Raw genomic sequence first — 21,270 nt, forward strand, 5'->3', positions numbered from 1 at the left:
CTTGTGACCGATACATTGTGGCTGGAGGTGGACGGGCTGATCGCCCAGGTGCTGACCGGCATTTATTCCGAAGAAACCCACCTGCCGCAGCCGCTACGCATCGGCGTGCGCGCCCGGCTGGCGATGGCCGATCATTATGATCCGACGACGCCGCTCAGCGCCTCCAAAAACTATATGCACCTGAAATTCGCGGCGACCGAGGGGATTCCCAATGACGTGCATTTCGTGCTGATTGAAAGCGTCGCCGATCATATCATCGACACCCTGTTCCTGCAGGACGACAAGGTCGAAGAGGTCGAGGTGAAGATCGTCAAGCTGGCGATCGCCGAGGACGGCGAAGAGATCGGCATCACCATGCGGCGCGCCCGCAAATGACGCAAAAGCTCGCTCTGGTGACGGGCGGGCTCCACCGCGTCGGCGCCGCAATCTCGGCGCGGCTGGCGCGCGAAGGCTATGCGCTGGCAATCCACAAGCGCAGCCCGGGCGATGCCGATCCGGTGCTCGCCGACGCGCTCGCCGAGACCGGCGCGATCAGCCATCGCTTTGCCGCTGACTTGGCCGATCCCACCGCGGTCGAGGCGCTGATCCCCGCGGTCATCGAAAAATTCGGCCGCGCGCCCGACCTGCTCGTGAATAACGCCGCGCTGTTTGCCGAAGGCGAATGGACCGACCTGTCGGCCGAGGCGCTCTCCGAGATGATGCAGGTCAATCTGACTGCGCCGGTGATGCTGGCAAAAGCGCTGGTCGTCGCCAGCGAAGGTCAACGCCCCGCGATCGTCAACATCGTCGATCAGCGCGTCGCGCAGCCCGTCCCCGACCAACTCGCCTACAGCCTGTCGAAATCGGCACTGTGGCAAGCGACCGCGACGCTGGCGGTGGCGTTCGGGGGCCGAGCGCGCATCAACGCCGTGGCACCGGGGCTGACGCTGGCGACCGACGACTATTCACCGGCGCAGGTCGATCGGCTGGCGAGGCGGATGCCGCTGGGCGCGCTTCCGACGCCAGCCCAGGTCGCCGACGCGGTGGTCTATCTGGCGCGCGCCGAGGCGGTGACCGGGCAAACGATCTTTGTCGACGGCGGCGCGCATCTGGCGCCGATGGGCCGCGATTTCGTGGCGCTGGAGCGGGATTAGATCGTTAAACCCTGCTTATCGGCTCTATTGCACTCCTGCGAATGCAGGAGCCCAGGGCGAAATGGCAATGCCGTGACGCCCTGGGTTCCTGCGTTCGCAGGAACACAGAATCCCGGCCTCAATAAATATGCACCGCCTTGGTCACCAGATACCCATCCATCCCCTCCGGCCCGCTCTCGCTGCCAAAACCCGATTCCTTGATCCCGCCGAACGGCGTGTCGAGGGTCGAGATGACGAAGCTGTTGATCCCGACCATCCCGCTTTCGACGCCATCGGCGATGCGGTTGATACGGCGGCCGTTCTCGGTGAACGCAAACGCCGCGAGGCCATAGGGCAGCCGGTTCGCCTGCTCCAGCGCCTCGTCCTCAGTGCCAAACGGGCGGATCAGCGCCATCGGGCCGAATGGCTCGTGATTCATCGCGTCGGCGTCGAGCGGCACGTCGGCAATTGCGGTCGGCTGAAAGAAATAACCCTCGCCCGTCGCCTCGCCGCCCGCGATCACCCGCGCGCCCTTCGCCTTGGCATCGGCGACGAGCGCCGCCAGTGCCGGGGCGCGGCGCGCGTTGGCGAGCGGTCCCATCTGGGTATCCGCATCAAAGCCGCTGCCGATCTTCACCTTCGCAGTTCGTTCGGCAAAACCTTTGACGAAGGCGTCATAAATGCCCTGTTGCACATAGAATCGCGTCGGCGAGATGCACACCTGTCCGGCGTTGCGGAATTTCTGTGTCACGACCTTGTCGAGTGTGCTCTCCAGATCGCAATCGTCGAAGATCAGCACCGGGGCGTGACCCCCCAGCTCCATCGTGATCCGCTGCACCCGGTCGGCGGCAAGTTTCATCAGATGTTTGCCCACCGCGGTCGACCCGGTGAAGCTGACCTTGCGGATCACCGGGCTGGCGAGCAGATAGCGGCTGATCCTGTCGGGGTCGCCGTAAACAAGCTGAACCACGTCGCCCGGAATGCCCGCGTCGGCGATGCAGCGCATGATCGCGCTGGTGCAGCCCGGGGTTTCCTCGGGCGCCTTGGCGATCACGACGCAGCCCGCGGCGAGCGCCGGCGCGATCTTCTTGACCATCAGGTTGACGGGGAAGTTCCACGGGCTGAACCCCGCGACCGGCCCGACCGGCTGGCGCAGCACCATCGTGCGCTGCCCCGCGGGACGTTGGAGCACGCGGCCCTCGATGCGCTTGCCCTGCTCGGCAAAATAATCGAACAGCCCCGCCGCCGACAGCACTTCGCCGCGCGCCTCGGCGATCGGCTTGCCCTGTTCGAGGGTCAGCAGCGTCGCGATATGCTCGACCCGTTCGCGGATGATGCCCGCGGCCTTGTGCATCAGCGCGGCGCGCTCATCGAAGCTCTTGGCGCGCCACACCGGCCAGCCACGCTCCGCCGCTGCCAGTGCCTCGTCAAGGTCGGCTGCGGTCGCGACCGGCAGTTCGGCGATCGTGGCTGCGGTCGCGGGGTTGTAAACCGGCCTCCCCTCGCGCCCCTCGCCGCTCCGCCAGGCACCGTTGATGAAAAGCTGAAGGTCGGCGTCGTAGGTGGCGGTCATGGGGGGAACTTTCATTCTAGAGCCTCGTCATTGCGAGCGAAGCGAAGCAATCCAGGGTGGTTGACGCGGGCTCTGGATTGCCGCGTCGCTTCGCTTCTCGCAATGACGGTCGTGATATAGTCGCGCTCAGCGATAGTTAAAGCTGATGCTGATCCGTTCGCCTTTGCCGCTATGCGGCATCACTTCGTGGCGCAGCCAGCTTTCCCACAGGAACACCCGCCCCGCGACGGGCTCGGCATAGACGAAGGGCAGCAGATGCTCGGGCGCATCGTCGCTACGCCCCGGCGCCGCCATCAGCATCGCGAGCCGCGGGTCTTCCAGCTTCAGCGCGCCCGATCCCGGCGGCACCGTGACATAGAAGGTTCCCGACACGATGCTGTGCGGGTGGATATGACCGCTATGCGTGCCGCCGGGTTTCAGAACATTGACCCACAGGCTGTCGAGTTTCAGCGGCTTGGCGAGGTCGAAATGCGCCGCTTTGGCGAACGCCTTCACTTCCTTGTCGAGCAGTCGCTTGAGGTCGTGGAACGCCGGGTCGCGCTCGGGCAGGTCGTTCAGGCTCGCGTAGCTGGTATAGCCCCTATAGCCATGCGCGCGGCTCCACGCGCGCCCCGCGCCATCCTCTGCGGCGAACAACCGGCTGCTGTCTTCCAGCTCGGCGAGCAGATCGGGGGCGCCGATGTCGGCTTCATAGAAAAGACTGGCGAACAGCGATCGAACGGGCATGATGGCCGCAAAGCACAGCAAGTGCGCGCACGCAAGGGAGACGGGAATGGCCGAGTTCGAATTGATCGCCGACGGATTACGCTTTCCCGAAGCGCCGGTCGTCATGGACGACGGCAGCGTCATCGTCGTCGAGATCGAGGCCGGACGCATCACCCGCTGCTGGCCCGGCGGCAAGAAACAGGTCATCGCGACCCCCGGCGGCGGCCCCAACGGCCTGGCAATCGGCCCCGACGGCAAGCTCTATTGCTGCAACAACGGCGGGTTCAACTATGTCGAAAGCGATGGCTATCTGGCCCCGCATGGCATCGCCAGCGACTATTCGGGCGGCCGCATCGAATGCATCGATATCGAAACGGGCGCGGTCGAAATCCTCTATAAATCGGGCGATCATGGCGTCACCCTGCGCGGCCCCAATGACATCGTGTTCGACGGCCACGGCGGCTTCTGGTTCACCGACCATGGCAAGGTCGATTATGCCAAGCGCTGCCACGACATCGTCGGCATCTTCTATGCCAAGGCCGATGGCAGTTTCATCGAGGAAGTCATCTTTCCGTCGAACAACCCCAATGGCGTCGGCCTGTCGCCCGACGGCGACGCGCTCTACGCTGCCGAAACCTACACCTGCCGCCTGATGAAGTTCAACATCGTCGCCCCTGGGAAGGTCGCGCCCGACGCTGGCCCCGGCGGCCCCGGCATCCCACTGTATCGTCCCGCTGGCTATAAATTCTTCGACAGCCTGGCGGTCGAGGCGTCGGGGAACATCTGCGTCGCGACGATCGGCGAATGCGGCATTTCGGTCGTTTCGCCCGCGGGCGAGTTGGTCGAATTTGTCGCGACCGACGATATTTTCACCACCAACATCGCGTTCGGCGGCCCCGACCGACAGGACGCCTATATAACCCTGTCGGGGACCGGACGGCTGGTGAAGACGCGTTGGGCGCGGCCGGGGTTGCAGCTGCAACATTGACTTAGCTAAGTGACTTAGCTAAATTAGCCAATATGACGATCGTGACCATCCACGAAGCGAAGACTAACCTGTCGCGCCTGATCGCCCGCGTCCTTGCAGGCGAAGATGTCACGATTGCGCGCGGCAAGGAACCGGTGGTCAAGCTGATGCCGGTGAAGGAGCCGCCAAAGGCGAAGCGCGTTTTGGGGACATTGAAGGGCAAAATCGACCTCGACGCCGGTTTTTGGGATCCCCTGCCAGAAGAGGATTTGGCGCTGTGGAATGGCGAAACTGGCCCAGAGGCGCAATGAACTTGCTGCTCGACACCCATGCGCTGATTTGGGCGGCCAATGAACCGGAGAAACTGCCCGACGCCGTGCGATCCGCCATCGAAGACCCGGACAATCATATCTGGATCAGTGCGGTCTCGGCCATCGAGGTCGCGATAAAATTCCGTATCGGGAAGCTGGAAGGCGCTGACGAGCTTGCCGGACGCTTCGAAACGGTCATTGCAGGCTTCGGTTTTGGTCAACTGCCCATTTCGGTCGCCCATGCCAGTCTGGCGGGCCTGCTGCCGTTCGATCATCGCGATCCGTTCGACCGCATATTGATCGCTCAATCGCAGATCGAGCAATATGCGCTCGTCTCGAATGAAAAGATGTTCGACCAGCTCGGCGTCATTCGTTTCTGGTAGGAGCCCGCGATGCACGAGGAAACCCACGCGGTCACCCGGATCGGCTGGTTGCGTGCGGCGATCTTGGGCGCCAATGACGGGATCGTTTCGACCGCCAGCCTGATCGCCGGGGTCGCCGCGGCGGGTGCCGCGCAATCGTCGATTCTGATGACCGGCACCGCAGGGCTGGTCGCGGGCGCAATGTCGATGGCGGCGGGCGAATATGTGTCGGTCAGCTCGCAGGGCGATGCCGAAAAATCCGACATCGAGCTGGAAAAACGCCACCTCGCCGCCGATCCCGAATTCGAGTTGGAGGAACTCACCCAAATCTATCAGCAGCGCGGGCTCGACCGCGCACTCGCCGAGCAGGTCGCGGTGCAGCTGACCGCGCACGACGCGCTCGACACTCATTTGCGCGACGAACTGGGGCTGACCGACGCGATGGCGGCGCGGCCGGGGCAGGCCGCTGCGGCTTCTGCCGCAAGTTTCGCGATCGGCGCGGTGCTGCCGCTCGCGACGGTGCTGCTCGATAGCGGCGACTCCTTGCCCTGGACCGTTTCGACAGCATCGCTGGTCTTCCTCGCCCTTCTCGGCGCGCTCGGCGCCCGGGCAGGCAACGCCCCGATACTGCGGCCCGTCGTCCGCGTGACCTTTTGGGGCGCGGCGGCAATGGCGGTGACGATCGCGATCGGATCGCTGTTTCACACCGCCATCGGCTGACGTTTGCGCCGCGGCGATTGTCAGCGCGGACTGCATCTGTATGACTGGCGCCCATCCCGCGTGGGCGGGCAAGACAATCGGAGGGGTCCGGAATGAAAGCAACAAGCTGGGCGATCGACATCGATCGCGACGATATCACGCAAGCCCAACTGGTCGCCGATCCCGACACGCCGCTCGCGTCGGGGCAGGTGCGCGTCCATATCGACAGCTTTGCGATGACCGCGAACAACATCACTTACGCGGTGTTCGGCAAGCCCGCCGGGCTATTTGGCAATGATCAGGGCTATTGGGATTTCTTTGCCGAACCGGGCAGCCCTGGCCGCCTGCCCGTCTGGGGATTCGCGACGGTGACCGAAAGCGCCGACGACGACGTCAAGGTAGGCGACCGCTTCTACGGCTATTATCCGATGGCGGAGGGTGCGGTGCTGACCGTCGGCAAGGCGGGACCGGGCGGCTTTACCGACGTCACCCCGCGGCGCACCACGCTGCCACCGATCTATAACCAGTATCAGCGGATCGAGGGGCTGGCCGACTATCGCGCCGCCGACCATGATTATTGGCCGGTGTTCCGCCCGCTGTTCCTGACCGGCTGGCTGATCGCCGACCAGTTCGAGGATGAGGGCGATTATGGCGTCCAGCAGATCCTGATCGCCAGCGCGTCGAGCAAGACCGCGATCGGGCTGGGCTTTGCGCTCAAACAGCGCGCCGATCGCCCCGAAACGATCGGGCTGACCAGCGCCGCCAATGTCGAGGCGCTTGCCGCGCAGGGCATTTACGACCGCGTGATCAGCTACGATCAGATCATGACGCTCAATGCGTCCACCCCCGCCGCGCTGGTCGACATGGCAGGCAATGGCGCGGTGACCCGCGTCGTCCACAGTCATTTCGGCGGCCAGCTCCAGGCATCGATCATCGTCGGCAAATCGCATTGGGACGCGCAGGCCGATGTCGAGGGATTGCCCGGCCCCGAGCGCCAGGGCTTTTTTGCCCCCGGCCGCAGCCAGAAACGGATCGCCGACTGGGGAGGCGCGGTGTTCGGGCAAAAGATCGCCGCGGCGTGGCTGGCGTTCATGGATATTGCCCCGCGCCTGGCATCGGTCGATAAGCGCAGCGGCGGCGACGCGGCGCTCGCTGCCTATCGGGAAATGCTTTCGGGACAGGCCGACCCCCGAACGGGGATCGTCGTCGTCCCATGAGGGTCGTGAGCGAGCATCCCGTCGGTCTGCGCCGGAAAGGATAGATCCATGCTCCGTACCCTGATCATCGCCGCCACACTCGCCCTGTCGCTCCCGGCCATCTCCACCGCCGCCGAACCGGCCGAGACCTCCCCGACGCGCAAAGCCGATCTCGCCGATCGCGTCGCCGGTACCTACAAGGGCGCCGTAATTTCCGACGCGCGCGGGTCGTCGCGCGACAATGTCACGATCACTGTCACCCGCGTCGGCCTGAACAAGGTCGAGATCACATCGGACTATCCGCGCATCCCGACCGTCACCATCCCTGTGGAAAAGGCGATGGACGCGATCCTGGCGGCGAGCGGACCCTATGTGTTCCTGCTCGACACCGTCCGCGCGCCCGACCGGCTCGACCTCAGCATCGACGATGCCAGCTGGTACGGAACGCGCATCGCCAACCCCGCCGCCAAATAGGGATGCCCTCCTCTCCCATGACCTACAGCACCGTGATTTTCGATTTCGGCGGCGTCATTACGTCGTCGCCGTTCGAAGCCTTTAATCGGCTGGAAGAGGAGCGCGGGCTACCGCGCGATTTTGTCCGCCGCGTCAACGCCGCCGATCCCGACAGCAATGCTTGGGCAAAGTTCGAGCGCGCCGAAATTGACGCCGCGACCTTCGACACCTTGTTCGCCGCCGAAGCCCGCACGCTGGGGCATGAACTGGAAGGCGAAGCGGTGCTCGCAGTGTTGGCGGGTGCGGTGCGCCCGGCGATGGTCACCGCGCTCGATACGCTCAAAGCGCGCGGGTTCACGATCGGGTGCATCACCAACAATGTGCCGTCGGGACACGGCGCGGGCATGGCGCGCAGCTTTGCCAAGGCCGAGGAAGTGGCGGCGATCATGGCACGGTTCGATCATGTCATCGAATCGAGCAAGGTCGGCGTGCGCAAGCCCGATCCGCGGATTTATCAGATGATGTGCGACGCGCTCGGGGTTGCACCAACCGCCTGCATCTATCTCGACGACCTTGGCATCAACTGCAAACCCGCCGCCGGGCTCGGCATGCACGCCATCAAGGTGACAAGCGGCGAACAGGCGCTTAAGGAGCTGTCGCAGATTCTGGACCTGGAGCTCTCTCACCCATGAAAAAGATCTATCCCGACGCCGCTGCCGCCCTCGACGGCCTCTTGTTCGACGGTATGCACATCTGCGCCGGTGGCTTCGGCCTGTGCGGCATCCCCGAACGGTTGATCGATGCGATCCGCGATGCGGGCACCAACGGGCTGACGATCGCCAGCAACAATGCCGGGATCGACGGCGAAGGGCTCGGCAAGCTGCTCCGCACCCGTCAGGTCAAGAAAATGATCAGCTCGTATGTCGGCGAAAACAAGGAATTCGAGCGCCAATATCTGGCGGGCGAGCTCGAGGTCGAATTCTGCCCGCAAGGCACGCTCGCCGAACGCTGCCGCGCCGGCGGCGCGGGCATTCCGGGCTTTTACACCAAGACCGGCGTCGGCACCGCGGTGGCCGAGGGCAAGGAGGTCAAGAATTTCGACGGGCAGGATTATATCCTGGAACGCGGCATTTTTGCCGACCTCGCGATCATCAAGGGGTGGAAAGCCGACGAGAGCGGCAATTTGATTTTCCGCAAGACCGCGCGCAATTTCAACGCCCCGATGGCAACCGCCGCCAAAATCTGCGTTGCCGAGGTCGAGGAAATCGTCCCCGTCGGCAGCCTCGATCCCGACGCCATTCACCTACCCGGCATCTATGTGAAACGCATGATTATCGGCGCGCCTTACGACAAGAAGATCGAGTTCCGCACGGTTCGCCCGCGCGAGGCGGCGTGATGCGCGCGTTCCCGATCACGGCGGCGTTGCTGCTGGCGGGCTGTGCGAGCGCGCCGGCCGCGGTGACAACGGCCCCGACTCCGCCCGCGACCATAGAAGCGACGAAGCCGCCAGTCGCGCTGCAATATCTCTACGGCTCAGCCGAAGCCGCCATCGCGGTACGCGCGACCAATACGCGCATCGCCGACTATGGCGTCGCCCGGATCAAGCAGCGGCCGACCGATAGCGTGGTTCTCGCCGCTGGTGCGACAATGGATGCGCCGCGCTTCGAACCGTGCGGAACCAAGCCCTACGCCGCGGTGTTCGACGCCGACGAGACGTTGATCTGGAACCTTGGCCCGATGCGCTATTTCGCCGAGCAAAACTCAACCTACGATCCCAAAATCTGGGACCAGTGGGAAAAAACCGGCGCGGGCAAGGCAGCCGCCATGCCCGGCACCGCCGAGATGCTGGCCAAACTGCGCGCCGCCGGTATCACCGTGATCGCCAACACCAATCGCAGCGCCGTCAATGCGAAGGGCAGCGAGGATACGTTGCGCGCCGCGGGCCTGGGCGAGTTCAAACATGGCGAAACCCTGTTCCTGATGGGCGACGATTCCACCGGATCGAGCAAGGACGGGCGCCGCGCCACGATCGCCGCAAAATATTGCGTCATCCTGATGGCGGGCGACCAGCTCGGCGATTTCAGCCAGCAGTTCAACGCCAAGGATCTGCCCGCCGCAACCCGCACCGCGCTTGCGACCGGCCCCGCCGCCGCCGCGCTGTGGGACAAGGGCTGGTTCCTGTTCCCCAACTCCGTTTACGGCCCGTGGGAAAAACTGGGCTGGGACGACACCTTCCCCTCCGACAAGAATTGGGAGCCGAAATAAGATGCCCTGGACCCGCGACGATATGGCGGCGCGCGCCGCGCAGGAACTGCAGGACGGCTATTACGTCAACCTGGGGATCGGCATCCCGACGCTGGTCGCCAATCATATTCCCGCCGGGATGACGGTCACGCTCCAGTCCGAAAACGGTATGCTGGGCATCGGCCCCTTCCCCTATGAGGGCGAGGAGGATGCCGATCTGATCAACGCGGGCAAGCAGACGATCAGCGAAGTGCCGCAATCGGCCTATTTCAGCTCGTCGGACAGCTTCGCGATGATCCGCGGCGGCCATATCGACCTGACCGTCCTAGGCGCGATGGAGATTGCCGAAAATGGCGACATCGCCAACTGGATGATTCCGGGCAAGATGATCAAGGGCATGGGCGGCGCAATGGACCTCGTCGCCGGGGTCAAAAAAATCATCGTCGTGATGGAGCACAACGCCAAGGACGGCAGCCCGAAATTCATCCCGGCCTGCACGCTGCCGCTGACCGGCAAGAATGTCGTCGACATGATCATCACCGACCTCGCGGTGTTCAAGCGCGACGATCACGACAACCCGTTCAAGCTGATCGAACTGGCGCCGGGGGTGACGGCGGAAGAGGTTGCTGCAAAAACGACGGCAAGCTACTCATCCTGAATGGATGACAAGCCTCCACCGCGGTCCCAGCTCCGCCTGGACAATTTTTCACGCGCCTTGTCAGGCCTGAAAGAAGCGGTTGATCTGCGCTACAGCCGCCCACTGACCGAACTGGAAAAGGCTGGAATGGTCCAGCGTTTCGAAATTGCCTGGGAATTGGGCTGGAAACTGCTGGCCGATCGGCTTTCGGAAGAACTGGCACCACCAGAAGCGCTGACCCCGGCATCGACCATTCGCGCCGCCCACGCCGCCGGCATGATCGCTACGGCCGACGAATGGCTCGCGATGGGCAAGTTGCGCAACCAGCTGTCGCACACCTACAGCGAGCCGATCCGTGATCAGGGATTAAAACTGATCGCCGATCAATTCCTCGCGATATTGATCGCACTGAAACGGGACGCCGATGCGCGTGGAGCATGATGCCGTCGGCCTGTCGGTCGATGACATGCGGATCGTTGCCGAGATTCTCTCACGCTATGCCGAACATATCGACCGGGTGAGTGTTTTCGGCTCACGCGCAGCCCGCGCAGCGCGCCCGGGCTCCGATCTCGACCTTCTCCTGAGCGGGCCTATCGACTTCGCCGACATGCTGAATCTCGGCGTCGCCTTTGAGGAAAGCGAGCTGTCCGTCGCGGTCGATCTGCAACATGAGCGCAATCTGATCGACCAGCGGGTGCGCGACGAGATTTTGAAACGCTGCCGCCTTTTGTTCACCCATGATGATCTGATGAAGATCGAACCATGAGCGGGCAGCGGGCCTCCGCGACGACCGCGGATCATCGCCATGCCTGACGTCACCGCCAACCCCGGGTCGACCTGGTTGCTGATCGGCGGCGGATTGTCGGTCGCGGCGGCGCTGCTCCATATCGCGTGCATCTTTGGCGGCCCCGACTGGTATCGCTTCTTCGGCGCGGGTGAAGGCATGGCGCGCGCGGCGGCGCGTGGCGACTGGGCGCCGACCCTGATCACCCTGGCGATCAGCGCGATCCTGCTGATCTGGGCTGCCTATGCCTTTTCGGCTGCGGGCATGCTCCCGCGCCTGCCGCTGCTGCGCACCGGATTGGTGACGATCACCGCCATCTATCTGCTGCGCGGCCTGATCTTTGTCCCGCTCCATTTTTGGCGGCCGCAACACACCGACGGTTTCGCGGTGTGGTCGTCGCTGATCGTCTTCATCTACGGCACGGTTTACGCCGTCGGAACGGTCAAGGCGTGGGACGACCTGAAGCCCTGAACCGTGCATGGGGGTGACGACGGCGAAAGTCGCGGCTAGAACGACGATCATAACTAGGTCGCAGTCCAGTCACGAGTTGCATGAAGCGCGTTTTTAGCATTTCGATCGGCGCCGCCGTGCTGGCCGCCGCCGGCTGGTTCGGCATTCACGCCTTGGGCGGCAGCGCCCCGCTGGCCAGCGTTCCGATCCCGATCAAGCCGCCCGAAAATCTGCCTGATACCCCCGCTGAATGGCGCGGACGGATCGACTATCGCGCTCTCGACCAGCAATTGACCGACCTGTCGTTGCGCCCCGAAATGGCGGGGCTTGCCGTGGCGGTGGTCGAAGACGGCGAGCTGCGCTTCGTCCGCACCTATGGGGTCGCCGATGCCTCGACCGGCGCCCCGGTCACGCCGCACACGCTGTTTCGCTGGGCCTCGGTGTCCAAGACCGCCACCGGCGCGCTGGCGGCGGCGCTGGCCAAGGACGGGCGCGTCGATCTCGACCGGCCGATCGCGCGATCGCGCACCTCGCTCCGCCTGCCCGGCGGCGCCGAGGCGCGGGTGACACTTGAGGACGTGCTGGCCCAGCGCACCGGCCTGACCAAAAACGCTTACGACGAAAGGCTGGAGGACGGGCAGAGTCCGGCGCTGCTGCGCGCCAGCCTGCTCGGCGCGCCGCTGCAATGCGAACCCGGCACCTGCCACACCTATCAGAACATCGCCTTCGACGCCGCCAGCGAGATTTTGGGCGACGCGGCAAACGCGCTGTTCCCCGATGCGGTCGAAGCGCGCTTTTTCCGCCCGCTCGGCATGGTCAGTGCCGGTTATGGCATGGAGCGACTGACCGGCGCCAAGGATTGGGCCAGGCCGCACCGCGGCACTCAGGTCCGCCCGGTCAAGGAGGCCTATTGGCGGGTGCCCGCCGCGGCGGGGGTCGAAAGCGACATCGTCGATTTCGCGACCTGGATGCAGGCGATGATGGGCAGTCGCCCCGACGTGCTGCCCGAACCGGTGCTGGAAATCGCGCACCAGTCGCGCGTTCGCACCGAACCGCTATATGGCAGCGCCCTGCGCCAGGCGAACAGCGATGCGTCCTATGGCCTGGGCTGGCGGAATTTCACCTATGGCGGCCACCGGCTCGCGGGTCATTCGGGGGCGGTGTCGGGCTACCGCGCGACGATGATATTCGAACCGGCGACGCGCACCGGCGTCGTCGCGCTGTGGAACAGCGACTGGGGCTTTCCGTTTCGCATCCCGTTCGCCGCGCTCGACAGCTATCACCAGCGTGAGGACGCCCGCTGGCTCGACCTGGAAGACCTGCCGCCGGTGACGCGCGCCGCCATCTTACCGCCGACGGCCAAGTTGAAAAAATGACCCCCCTTGCCGCCTGATCGGCTGCCTGTGTATCAGGCGCGCGTTCGGGTCGAAGGGAGGAATGGCGATGCGGATATTGCTGACCGGGTCGTCGGGCTGGCTGGCGCGTTTTCTGGCGCCATTGCTCGTCGAAAGCGGGCATTCGGTCATCGGCCTCGATGTCGTTCCCGGCGCGCACACCCGGATCGTCGGCACCGTCGCCGACCGCGCGCTGATCGACCGGACGATGGGCGAGCACGGCATCGAGGCGGTGATCCACGGCGGCGCGCTGCACAAACCCGACATCGTCCGCTATCCGCGGCAGGCGTTCGTCGATGTCAATATCAGCGGGACGCTGAACCTGATCGAGGCGGCGGTGGCGGCGGGCAACGACCGGTTCCTGTTCACCTCGACCACCTCACTGATGGTGCGCGCCGATGTCCGCGATGGCGCAGGCGAAACGGGTGCGTGGTGGATGGACGAGGATTTCGGCCCGCTGGCGCCGCGCAACATCTATGGCATCACCAAGCTCGCCGCCGAACAGGCGTGCCGGCTCGTCCACCGCGAGCGTGGCATCAACGTCGCCATCCTGCGCACCGGGCGCTTCTTTCCCGAGGATGACGACACCCATGCTGTGCCGAGCGGCCCGAACCTCAAGGCCAATGAACTGCTCCACCGCCGCCTGACCGTCGAGGATGCCGCCGCCGCGCATCTCGCCGCGCTGGAGGCCGCGCCGAGGATCGGCTGCGACACTTTCGTCCTCTCGGCTCCGCCACCCTTTGCCCGCGACGACGCCGCCGAGCTTGCGCGCGACGCGCGGGCGGTCATCGCGCGTTATCATCCCGACGCGGCCAACCTCTACGCGGCGGCGGGCTGGGTGCTGCCCGAAACGATCGACCGCGTGTACGACCCGTCGCGCGCCGAGCGCCGCTTCGGCTGGCGCGCCCAGACCGATTTCGGCGCCGTGCTCGCGGCACTCCGCGAGGGGAGCGCGCTGCCCTTCGCGCACGATCCCGCCTACACCTCTCCTATTGTCCGTCAGGAGCGCGAAGCATGTACGAGCTGATCACCGCCAACCGCAATTATTCGAGCTGGTCGCTGCGCCCGTGGGTGCTGATGACCGCACTCGGCATCGCGTTCGACGATCGCATCGAACCCTTCACCAAACCCGCCAATTACGAAGATTTCCGTCGCTTTTCGCCCACCGGGCAGGTGCCCGCGTTGCTGCACGAAGGGCGCACGATTTACGACTCGCTGGGCATCGCCCTCTATCTCGCCGACCGCCACGACGGCGTGTGGCCGACCGATCCCGACGCGCGCGCCTGGGCGCAGTGCGCCACCGCCGAAATGCACAGCGGCTTTGCGGCGCTGCGCAACGACTGCACGATGAACGTCGGGGTCCGCGTGACCCCCAAGCCGATGTCGGACGCGCTGCAAGCCAATGTGGCGCGCATCCGCGAATTGTTCGAGGACGGACTGGCGAAATTTGGCGGGCCGTGGCTGGCCGGGCCGGATTTCGCCGCGGTCGACGCCTTCTTCGCCCCCGTCGCCTTCCGCATCCGTACCTATGGCCTCGACGTCGGCGCCGGGCAGGCGTGGGTCGATCACATTCTGGCACATCCGGCGATGGTGGAGTGGGAACGCCAGGCGCTCGCCGAAAGCTGGCGCGAGGTCGGGCATGAGGAAGAACTGCGCGCGTGCGGGGCGATTACCGCGGATTACCGGACGGGTTAATCGACCAGCGCCTCACGCACCACCGCGACCCCCGCTTCGCGCTGCACCTTCAACTCGGCCTTCAATTTCGCCGGATCGCGCGCAAAGACGAAACCGAAGCTGACCCCGCCCTCTTTGCCGATCGTCGCATGGTGCAGCTTGTGCGCCTGCACCAGCCGCTTGGCATAGCCGCGCCGCGGCACCCAGCGGAAATAGCGTTGGTGCACCAGCCCGTCGTGCACCACGGTATAGATGATGCCGTAAAACAGCACCCCCAGCCCGATCCACGTCCCCGGCGCCCACGCCGACGACCCCATGATCATCGGACTGCCCACCGCGAACATCGAAATGCTCAGCGCCGCGCCGAACAGGCCGAACAGATCGTTCTTTTCCAGCATCTTGTCATGCGGCTCATGATGGTCGCGATGCCACGCCCAGCCAAAGCCGTGCATGATATATTTGTGGCTGGCCCACGCGACGAACTCCATCGCCACAACGGTGGCGACGATCAACGCGATGATAGCGGGCAACGACATGCGGCCGATATAAGCCCCTCACCCGGCCAGCGCCAGCCCAAGCGCCAGCATATCTAGTCGCCGACGAACACCAATCGGTCGCGGAACTTGTGGCTGCGCGCGGTGGACGAAAAGCTGCTCTTCATCCAGCCGCCATCCTCGCTGAGATAATCAGCGTCGGTCAGCCCTTGGCCGCGAATCTGGTTGATGAAGGCGCGCGATTTATAATGGTCGAACATCCGCAGAAATTCGGTCGCCATGATCGCGATCAGCCGCGGATCTTCGCTCAGAAAGGCGTTTTCGTCATTGCCTTGACAGCTTTCGTCGCTGAAGTTCGCCGACCCGAACAGCATTTGCGGGCGGGTACCGAACGGGTCGATGATCATCAGCTTGCTGTGGATCTTGTGGTTGCCGAACGCCTTGGCATCCCAATTGCGCCCCATATAGGTTTCGAGCCGCGACGGCACAAAATAGCGCGTGTTGTTCGTGGTCAGCGCCTCGACCTTCTTGCGCACGGTGGTGTTGGCCAGGCCATAGTGGAGCAATTCCTTCGGCTGCAACGCGATCGCCGTGACGATGGCAGGGTCGAGTGCGAACGGCGCGCTGGTCAGGACGCAGCTTTTTGCCGCGCCGACCAGTTCGACCGCCTTGTCGATGATGTCGAGCGTCCGCACCGGCGAGAAATATTGCGTGGCGAACGGCCCGCCCCCCACCGCGGCGAGCCGCGCCTGCAGCGCCCCGACGCGGTTGCGCACCTCGGCCGGATCGCTCTTGGATGGCCCACGCGCCGGATCATCGGCCAGGATCAGCCAATAGTCGTGATAGGCGGCGGCGACGACCGGATCGTCCAGGATCACTGCGGCATTGGTCTGGTAATAAAAGGCGTTTTCGGAAAAATTGGCGGTGCCGGTAAAGGTTCGCACCGGCACCCCGCCGACCAGCTGGACGACGAACTTGTTGTGGCTGATCTTCTGGATCGCGGCGCGCGGAGTCGCGATGGCGGTCAGGCCGTGCGCGGCGAGCACCGTTTCGCTCTTGTGCGTCGCATGGTCGCCCGGCTTGGCGTGATAGACGATCCGCACATAGACCCCGCGCGCCTTTGCCGCCGCCAGCGCCGCCGCCACCTCGTCATCGAAAAATTCGTAGATGCCGACGCGCAGCGCGTGGCCGCCGCCCGCGCCATCGATGAAGCCGATCAACGCCTCTTTCAGCCCGCGCGACAGCCAGCGCCACGCTGCCCCATCAGGAACGTCGCGCGGATGCGCGCCCTTGAAGCGGTCGAGATAGGCAAAGGCGGACGTGACGCCGCGATTGACATAGGCGCCGACCCCCGCCGCCATTTCTGGCGACGGGCGCAGCTTGAGGGTCATGGGCGCTTCATCGGTGGTCAGTCCGCCCGGCGGGGTGCCGCGCACCGGAAAAATGTCGAAAATATAGCCGAGGCTGCTTTTCAGCGTGTAATCGCTCCAGCGGAAACGCTGGAACGGCGCCTCGCGCGACGACACATCATAGCCATCGACCGGATCGCCCTTGAAGCGTTTCTCGCCGCGCAGCCAGTTCACCGCGACCACCTCGCCGCTGGCTAGGTCGACCTCGCTCTTGCGTACCGCAAAGCCGTGCAGGCCCGCTGCGTGCGCCGGATCGACGTCCCAGCCGAGCGAGATGCTGTGGGTGCCGACCAGCGCCGCGGCGCGATACGGCCCCTGCGTCGTGCGGATGACGGGACGATAAGCGGGAATCGAAACCATGGGCCTCTCCTGTTCCAAAGCGCGACTCCAGAAGGGCCGCGCCATGCTAAGCATCTTTGCCGCCAACGCGACCGAAAATTGCGTTTCCTATCGCCACCGGCTTGCAATGTTGTGCGGCTGATCTAAGGCAACGCCATGACTCGCCCCCGCACCCTGTATGAAAAAATCTGGGACGCGCATGTCGTCGAACAGCGCCCCGACGGCACTTGCCTGATCTTCATCGACCGCCACTTGGTCCACGAAGTCACCAGCCCGCAGGCGTTCGCCGGGCTGCGTGCGAGCGGGCGCACCGTACGCCGCCCCGACCTGACGCTGGCGGTCCCCGATCATAATCTCCCGACGACGGCGCGCACCGATGCGGCGGGCAACCGCCTGCCGATCGCCGACGTCGAAAGCGCCGCGCAGTTGGCGGCGCTCGCGAAGAACGCCCCCGATTTCGGTATCCGCTACATCGACGCGGTCGCCGCCGAGCAGGGCATCGTCCATGTCGTCGGCCCCGAGCAGGGCTTTTCACTGCCCGGCACGACGATCGTCTGCGGCGACAGCCACACCGCGTGCCACGGCGGCATCGGCGCGCTCGCCTTCGGTATCGGCACCAGCGAGGTCGAACATGTGCTGGCGACCCAGACTTTGCTGCTCCAGCCCGCCAAGACGATGGAAGTGCGCGTCGAGGGCGACGTCGGCCCCGGCGTCACCGCAAAGGACATCATCCTTCACATCACCGGCACCATCGGCGCCGCGGGCGGCACCGGGCATGTCATCGAATATACCGGCAGTGCGATCCGCGCGCTGAGCGTCGAGGGCCGCCTGACGGTCAGCAACATGGCGATCGAGGGCGGCGCGCGCGCCGGGCTGATCGCCGCCGACGCGACGACCTTCGCCTATCTGAAGGGCCGCCCCTATGCGCCCAAGGGCGCCGACTGGGAAGCCGCAGTTGCTTATTGGACCAGCCTAGCGACCGATCCCGGCGCGGCCTATGACAAGACCGTCGTCATCGACGCCGCCGACATCGCGCCCAGTGTCACCTGGGGCACCAGCCCCGAGGACGTCGTGCCGATCACCGGCTGCGTCCCCGCGCCGGACAGCTTTGCCGATCCGTCAAAACAGGCCGCGGCGGCGAAATCGCTCGCCTATATGGGCCTCGAACCCGGCACCCGGATGCAGGATGTGGCCATCGAGAATATCTTCATCGGCAGTTGCACCAACAGCCGCATCGAGGATCTGCGCGCCGCCGCCGCGGTCCTGAAGGGGCGGCGCAAGGCCGCCAACGTCAAATGGGCGATCGTTGTCCCCGGATCGGGGCTGGTGAAGGCACAGGCCGAAGCCGAAGGGCTCGACCGCATCTTCACCGACGCGGGTCTGGAGTGGCGCGAACCCGGCTGTTCGGCGTGCCTCGGCATGAACCCCGACAAGGTGCCCGCAGGCGAACGCTGCGCCTCGACGAGCAACCGCAATTTCGTCGGCCGCCAAGGGCCCGGCAGCCGCACGCACCTCCTCTCGCCCGCAATGGCCGCGGCGGCGGCGGTGACCGGCAAGCTGACCGACGTGCGGGAATTGATCGATTGAGCATCGCGAAGTGGAGCGGAATGGCATGATCTGGAAAGCTATCGCATCGGCCGCCGCGGCCCTGACCCTCGCCGCGCCCGCGCTGGCGCAGGACAAGCCCGCTCCAGCGGCAAAGGTCAGCCTGACCCGGCTGGATTGCGGCACGGTGCGCGTCAACCGGCTCAATGCCTTTTCGGATACCCAGGCCTATCCCGGACAGAGCCGCGATCTGACCGTCGGCTGCTACCTGATCCGCCACGGCGATCAGTTGATGCTATGGGATCTTGGCTTGCCCAGCGCGCTCAAGGGCGCCGCGTTCACCACCAGCGGTGATATGTCGGCCTCGGTCGGCCGCACGCTCGTCGAACAGCTCGCCGAACTCAGCATCAAACCGGGCGACATCGACGTCGTCGGGATCAGCCATTTTCATTTCGACCACATTGCCCAGCTCCCAGATTTTCCGGCTGCAAAGCTCTATATCGGCAAGAGCGACTGGGACTTGCTTACCCAGAGCCCCCCGCCCGCCTTTGTCAATCCGGCGCCTTTCACGCATTGGATCAGCGGCGGCGGCAAGGTCGAGCCGGTCGCGCGCGACCAGGATGTTTTCGGCGACGGTAGCGTCGTGATGCTCGACATGCCCGGCCACACCCCGGGCCACCACGCCCTGCTCGTCCGCCTTGCGGGCATGGGCCCGGTACTGCTGACCGGCGACCAGGCGCATTTTCAGGAAAATTACGACAGCAATGGCGTGCCGACCTTCAACACCAACCGTGCCGACACGCTCGCCTCGTTCGACCGCTTCAAGACGCTGGCGAAAAATCTGAAGGCGACGGTGATCCTCCAGCACGAACCGCGCGACATCGGCAAGCTGCCCGCGTTTCCAAAGGCGGCCGAATAAAATGACGCCCATCGAGAAAGTCGAAGGCCGCGCGATTCCGTTCGGGCTGAAGAATGTCGATACCGACGTGATCATCCCGGCCAAATGGCTGAAGACGATCAGCCGTGAAGGGCTTGGCCGGGGCGCGTTCGAAACGCTGCGTGCCGACCCCGACAATCTGTTCGACAGCCCCGAATTTGCGGGCGCGCCGATCCTGATCGCGGGCGACAATTTCGGCTGCGGGTCGAGCCGCGAACATGCCGCCTGGGCGCTTGGCGACCTCGGCATCCGCGTTGTCATCGCGCCCAGCTACTCGGACATCTTCTCGGGCAATGCGGTCAAGAACGGCATCCTGCCCGTCGTCTTGCCGCAAGCGGCGATCGACCGGTTGATGGAGGTCGCAGCGACCGATCCGATCCATGTCGATCTCGACACCCAGACGGTAACGACGCCGTTCCAGGACCGTTTCGCCTTCGACATCGATCCGTTCCGCAAGATGTGCCTGCTGCAAGGGCTCGACGAGATTTCGCTGACCGAAAAAAGCGACGCGGCGATCGCGGCGCACGAACAGAAAATAGCAAAAACCCAGCCTTGGCTCACGCCGACGCTGGCATAAGGAGAAGATGATGAAGGCTCTTTTGTCGACCGCCACCGGCGGCCCCGAAACGCTGACCCTGGGCGAATTGCCGCGGCCAACCGCAGGTCCGGGCCAGATCGTCATCGACGTCAAGGCCTGCGCGGTCAATTTCCCCGACACGCTGATCATCGAGGATAAATATCAGTTCAAACCCGCGCGCCCCTTTGCCCCGGGCGGCGAGGTCGCGGGCCTGGTTGCCGAGGTCGGCGAGGGCGTCACCGAATTCACGGTCGGCGACCGCGTCATCGCGGGCTGCGGCAATGGCGGCATGTCCGAAGCCGTCGCGGTGTCGGTGCATAATGTCTATCACCTGCCCCAGGCCCATGATTTCGCGGCGGGCGCTTCGCTGCTGATGACCTATGGCACCAGCATCCACGCGCTGGTCGATCGCGGCCACATTCAGGAAGGCGACACGCTGCTGGTCCTCGGCGCGTCGGGCGGGGTCGGGATCGCCGCGATCGAGCTGGGCAAGGCGTTCGGCGCGCGCGTCGTCGCGGGCGTTTCGAGCGAAGCCAAGGCCGAGGTCGCGCGCCAGGCGGGTGCCGACGCGGTCGTCGTCTATGGCTACCAGCCGTTCGACAAGGACGCGTCGAAGGCGCTCGCCGACAGCTTCAAGGCCGCGGTCGGCCCGAACGGCGCCAATCTGATCTATGACGCGGTCGGCGGCGATTATGCCGAACCGGCGCTGCGGTCGATCGCATGGGAGGGTCGTTATCTGGTGGTCGGTTTCCCCGCCGGTATCCCGCGGCTGCCGCTAAACCTGACCCTGCTCAAAAGCTGCGACGTCGCCGGGGTGTTCTGGGGCGCCTTTGTCGCGCGCGAACCGGCGCGCAACCGCGCCAATATCGCGCGGCTGTTCCAGCTGTGGGAACAGGGCAAGATCAACCCGCGGGTCACCGAGAGCTTCGCCCTCGCCGATGGCGGCAAAGCCATTGCCAAGCTGGGCGATCGCAGCGCGGTCGGCAAGCTGGTGGTCACAATCTGACGCGACTCGTCGCAACGATGCGCTGCGGTTAACCCTTTGGCAGGGGCCGCGTCCTATTGTCCGACGTCAGGACTGACTGGGCCATAGGGTGCAACGATGGCGAATCGCCGCGTAAAGGTTGACGAAAGTAACGCGAGCATCGCGAATATTTCGCGCACCCGCCGCGCGCAGCTGGTGGCCGAGTTCGAGGGCGAACTGGGTATCGACTACAAGGCCCGCGCCAAGGCCGCCGAGGCCGAACGCCGCTGGCAGGTTCGCAAGACTTTCATCGTGTGGACCGTCGCGCTGATCTTTTTCACCGTCGCGTGCCAGAAACTGTGGATCATGGGCCAGGACGTCGACAAGCCGTTCTCCGACCTCAATCCGATGGACAGCATCTTCGGCGAATAGCCGAGACGGAGC

General features: G+C 64.9%; 27 protein-coding genes. 23 read left to right on the forward strand and 4 right to left on the reverse strand.

From position 1 onward, the window contains the following. The first annotated feature begins 3 nt into the window (after positions 1 to 3). Together J2X44_RS15730 and J2X44_RS15735 are read left to right on the forward strand one after the other, a co-directional pair. The gene (locus J2X44_RS15730; protein WP_310086076.1) at positions 4 to 375 is read left to right on the forward strand and encodes a dihydroneopterin aldolase; all 372 of its coding nucleotides are present in this window, start codon (positions 4 to 6) and stop codon (positions 373 to 375) included. After that, entirely contained in the window at positions 372 to 1,133 is a 762-nt protein-coding gene (locus tag J2X44_RS15735) for an SDR family oxidoreductase (protein ID WP_310086079.1), read from the forward strand. Before J2X44_RS15730 ends, J2X44_RS15735 begins: the two co-directional genes overlap by 4 nt. A gap of 118 nt (positions 1,134 to 1,251) precedes the next feature. On the opposite strand, the gene J2X44_RS15740 is transcribed toward J2X44_RS15735, so the two are convergent. Next, positions 1,252 to 2,685 carry an NAD-dependent succinate-semialdehyde dehydrogenase gene (locus J2X44_RS15740; RefSeq protein WP_310086081.1) on the reverse strand — a complete coding sequence of 478 codons (1,434 nt, stop codon included), beginning with the start codon at positions 2,683 to 2,685 and terminating at the stop codon, positions 1,252 to 1,254. Positions 2,686 to 2,811: 126 nt separating this feature from the next. After that, positions 2,812 to 3,411 (reverse strand): TIGR02466 family protein, encoded by a 600-nt coding sequence (locus tag J2X44_RS15745; protein ID WP_310086084.1) that lies wholly within the window; start codon positions 3,409 to 3,411, stop codon positions 2,812 to 2,814. Between the two features lie 46 nt (positions 3,412 to 3,457). Here J2X44_RS15745 and J2X44_RS15750 point away from each other — a divergent pair, with 46 nt between their 5' ends. The 16 genes from J2X44_RS15750 to J2X44_RS15825 all read left to right on the forward strand — a co-directional run bounded on the left by J2X44_RS15750 (position 3,458) and on the right by J2X44_RS15825 (position 14,582). After that, positions 3,458 to 4,378 (forward strand): SMP-30/gluconolactonase/LRE family protein, encoded by a 921-nt coding sequence (locus J2X44_RS15750; protein ID WP_310086087.1) that lies wholly within the window; start codon positions 3,458 to 3,460, stop codon positions 4,376 to 4,378. Between the two features lie 32 nt (positions 4,379 to 4,410). Continuing rightward, positions 4,411 to 4,668 carry a type II toxin-antitoxin system prevent-host-death family antitoxin gene (locus J2X44_RS15755; RefSeq protein ID WP_310086090.1) on the forward strand — a complete coding sequence of 86 codons (258 nt, stop codon included), beginning with the start codon at positions 4,411 to 4,413 and terminating at the stop codon, positions 4,666 to 4,668. Next, on the forward strand, positions 4,665 to 5,051 hold the full coding sequence (locus tag J2X44_RS15760; RefSeq protein ID WP_310086093.1) for a type II toxin-antitoxin system VapC family toxin: 387 nt from the start codon (positions 4,665 to 4,667) through the stop codon (positions 5,049 to 5,051). Before J2X44_RS15755 ends, J2X44_RS15760 begins: the two co-directional genes overlap by 4 nt. Positions 5,052 to 5,060: 9 nt before the next feature. Beyond that, on the forward strand, positions 5,061 to 5,750 hold the full coding sequence (locus tag J2X44_RS15765) for a VIT family protein (protein WP_310086095.1): 690 nt from the start codon (positions 5,061 to 5,063) through the stop codon (positions 5,748 to 5,750). Positions 5,751 to 5,842: 92 nt separating this feature from the next. After that, entirely contained in the window at positions 5,843 to 6,946 is a 1,104-nt protein-coding gene (locus J2X44_RS15770) for a DUF2855 family protein (RefSeq protein ID WP_310086097.1), read from the forward strand. Between the two features lie 48 nt (positions 6,947 to 6,994). Then, a complete protein-coding gene (locus tag J2X44_RS15775; RefSeq protein WP_310086100.1) occupies positions 6,995 to 7,399 on the forward strand; it encodes a hypothetical protein in 405 nt (134 codons plus the stop codon). A gap of 17 nt (positions 7,400 to 7,416) precedes the next feature. Further along, the gene (locus J2X44_RS15780; protein ID WP_310086101.1) at positions 7,417 to 8,070 is read left to right on the forward strand and encodes an HAD-IA family hydrolase; all 654 of its coding nucleotides are present in this window, start codon (positions 7,417 to 7,419) and stop codon (positions 8,068 to 8,070) included. After that, a complete protein-coding gene (locus J2X44_RS15785) occupies positions 8,067 to 8,774 on the forward strand; it encodes a CoA transferase subunit A (protein ID WP_310086103.1) in 708 nt (235 codons plus the stop codon). The genes J2X44_RS15780 and J2X44_RS15785 overlap by 4 nt, the downstream gene beginning before the upstream one ends. After that, the gene (locus J2X44_RS15790; RefSeq protein ID WP_310086105.1) at positions 8,774 to 9,643 is read left to right on the forward strand and encodes an HAD family acid phosphatase; all 870 of its coding nucleotides are present in this window, start codon (positions 8,774 to 8,776) and stop codon (positions 9,641 to 9,643) included. The genes J2X44_RS15785 and J2X44_RS15790 overlap by 1 nt, the downstream gene beginning before the upstream one ends. Position 9,644: 1 nt before the next feature. Beyond that, positions 9,645 to 10,280 carry a CoA transferase subunit B gene (locus tag J2X44_RS15795; RefSeq protein ID WP_310086108.1) on the forward strand — a complete coding sequence of 212 codons (636 nt, stop codon included), beginning with the start codon at positions 9,645 to 9,647 and terminating at the stop codon, positions 10,278 to 10,280. Further along, positions 10,281 to 10,700, forward strand: coding sequence for an HI0074 family nucleotidyltransferase substrate-binding subunit (locus J2X44_RS15800; RefSeq protein WP_310086109.1), 420 nt, complete (start codon positions 10,281 to 10,283; stop codon positions 10,698 to 10,700). Between the two features lie 25 nt (positions 10,701 to 10,725). Then, positions 10,726 to 11,025, forward strand: a complete 300-nt coding sequence (locus tag J2X44_RS15805; protein WP_310086112.1) for a nucleotidyltransferase domain-containing protein — start codon at positions 10,726 to 10,728, stop codon at positions 11,023 to 11,025. A gap of 39 nt (positions 11,026 to 11,064) precedes the next feature. Further along, positions 11,065 to 11,514 (forward strand): hypothetical protein, encoded by a 450-nt coding sequence (locus J2X44_RS15810; RefSeq protein WP_310086113.1) that lies wholly within the window; start codon positions 11,065 to 11,067, stop codon positions 11,512 to 11,514. Between the two features lie 80 nt (positions 11,515 to 11,594). Further along, the gene (locus tag J2X44_RS15815) at positions 11,595 to 12,869 is read left to right on the forward strand and encodes a serine hydrolase domain-containing protein (protein ID WP_310086116.1); all 1,275 of its coding nucleotides are present in this window, start codon (positions 11,595 to 11,597) and stop codon (positions 12,867 to 12,869) included. A gap of 67 nt (positions 12,870 to 12,936) precedes the next feature. Next, positions 12,937 to 13,914 (forward strand): NAD(P)-dependent oxidoreductase, encoded by a 978-nt coding sequence (locus tag J2X44_RS15820; RefSeq protein ID WP_310086118.1) that lies wholly within the window; start codon positions 12,937 to 12,939, stop codon positions 13,912 to 13,914. Continuing rightward, complete coding sequence (locus tag J2X44_RS15825) at positions 13,902 to 14,582, forward strand: glutathione S-transferase family protein (RefSeq protein WP_310086121.1); 681 nt, start codon at positions 13,902 to 13,904, stop codon at positions 14,580 to 14,582. Before J2X44_RS15820 ends, J2X44_RS15825 begins: the two co-directional genes overlap by 13 nt. Here J2X44_RS15825 and J2X44_RS15830 read toward each other — a convergent pair. Together J2X44_RS15830 and J2X44_RS15835 are read right to left on the reverse strand one after the other, a co-directional pair. Then, positions 14,579 to 15,097, reverse strand: coding sequence for a sterol desaturase family protein (locus tag J2X44_RS15830; RefSeq protein ID WP_310086123.1), 519 nt, complete (start codon positions 15,095 to 15,097; stop codon positions 14,579 to 14,581). The two genes, J2X44_RS15825 and J2X44_RS15830, sit on opposite strands and share 4 nt — an antisense overlap. Before the next feature lie 53 nt (positions 15,098 to 15,150). Continuing rightward, a complete protein-coding gene (locus J2X44_RS15835) occupies positions 15,151 to 16,824 on the reverse strand; it encodes a phospholipase D-like domain-containing protein (protein WP_310086125.1) in 1,674 nt (557 codons plus the stop codon). 135 nt (positions 16,825 to 16,959) lie between these two features. On the opposite strand from J2X44_RS15835, the gene leuC reads away from it, so the two are divergent. The 5 genes from leuC (at position 16,960) to J2X44_RS15860 (ending at position 21,258) form a co-directional block, all read left to right on the forward strand. Beyond that, positions 16,960 to 18,390 carry a 3-isopropylmalate dehydratase large subunit gene (gene leuC, locus J2X44_RS15840; RefSeq protein WP_310086128.1) on the forward strand — a complete coding sequence of 477 codons (1,431 nt, stop codon included), beginning with the start codon at positions 16,960 to 16,962 and terminating at the stop codon, positions 18,388 to 18,390. Positions 18,391 to 18,415: 25 nt separating this feature from the next. Further along, the gene (locus J2X44_RS15845; RefSeq protein WP_310086132.1) at positions 18,416 to 19,267 is read left to right on the forward strand and encodes an N-acyl homoserine lactonase family protein; all 852 of its coding nucleotides are present in this window, start codon (positions 18,416 to 18,418) and stop codon (positions 19,265 to 19,267) included. Position 19,268: 1 nt separating this feature from the next. Further along, positions 19,269 to 19,862 carry a 3-isopropylmalate dehydratase small subunit gene (gene leuD, locus J2X44_RS15850; protein ID WP_310086135.1) on the forward strand — a complete coding sequence of 198 codons (594 nt, stop codon included), beginning with the start codon at positions 19,269 to 19,271 and terminating at the stop codon, positions 19,860 to 19,862. Positions 19,863 to 19,872: 10 nt separating this feature from the next. Beyond that, positions 19,873 to 20,868 carry an NADPH:quinone oxidoreductase family protein gene (locus J2X44_RS15855; protein ID WP_310086138.1) on the forward strand — a complete coding sequence of 332 codons (996 nt, stop codon included), beginning with the start codon at positions 19,873 to 19,875 and terminating at the stop codon, positions 20,866 to 20,868. Between the two features lie 96 nt (positions 20,869 to 20,964). After that, the gene (locus tag J2X44_RS15860; protein ID WP_310086140.1) at positions 20,965 to 21,258 is read left to right on the forward strand and encodes a hypothetical protein; all 294 of its coding nucleotides are present in this window, start codon (positions 20,965 to 20,967) and stop codon (positions 21,256 to 21,258) included. The last annotated feature ends 12 nt before the right edge of the window (positions 21,259 to 21,270 follow it).

The organism is Sphingopyxis sp. BE259 (assembly GCF_031457495.1).
In the GTDB taxonomy this organism is placed as follows: Bacteria; Pseudomonadota; Alphaproteobacteria; order Sphingomonadales; family Sphingomonadaceae; genus Sphingopyxis.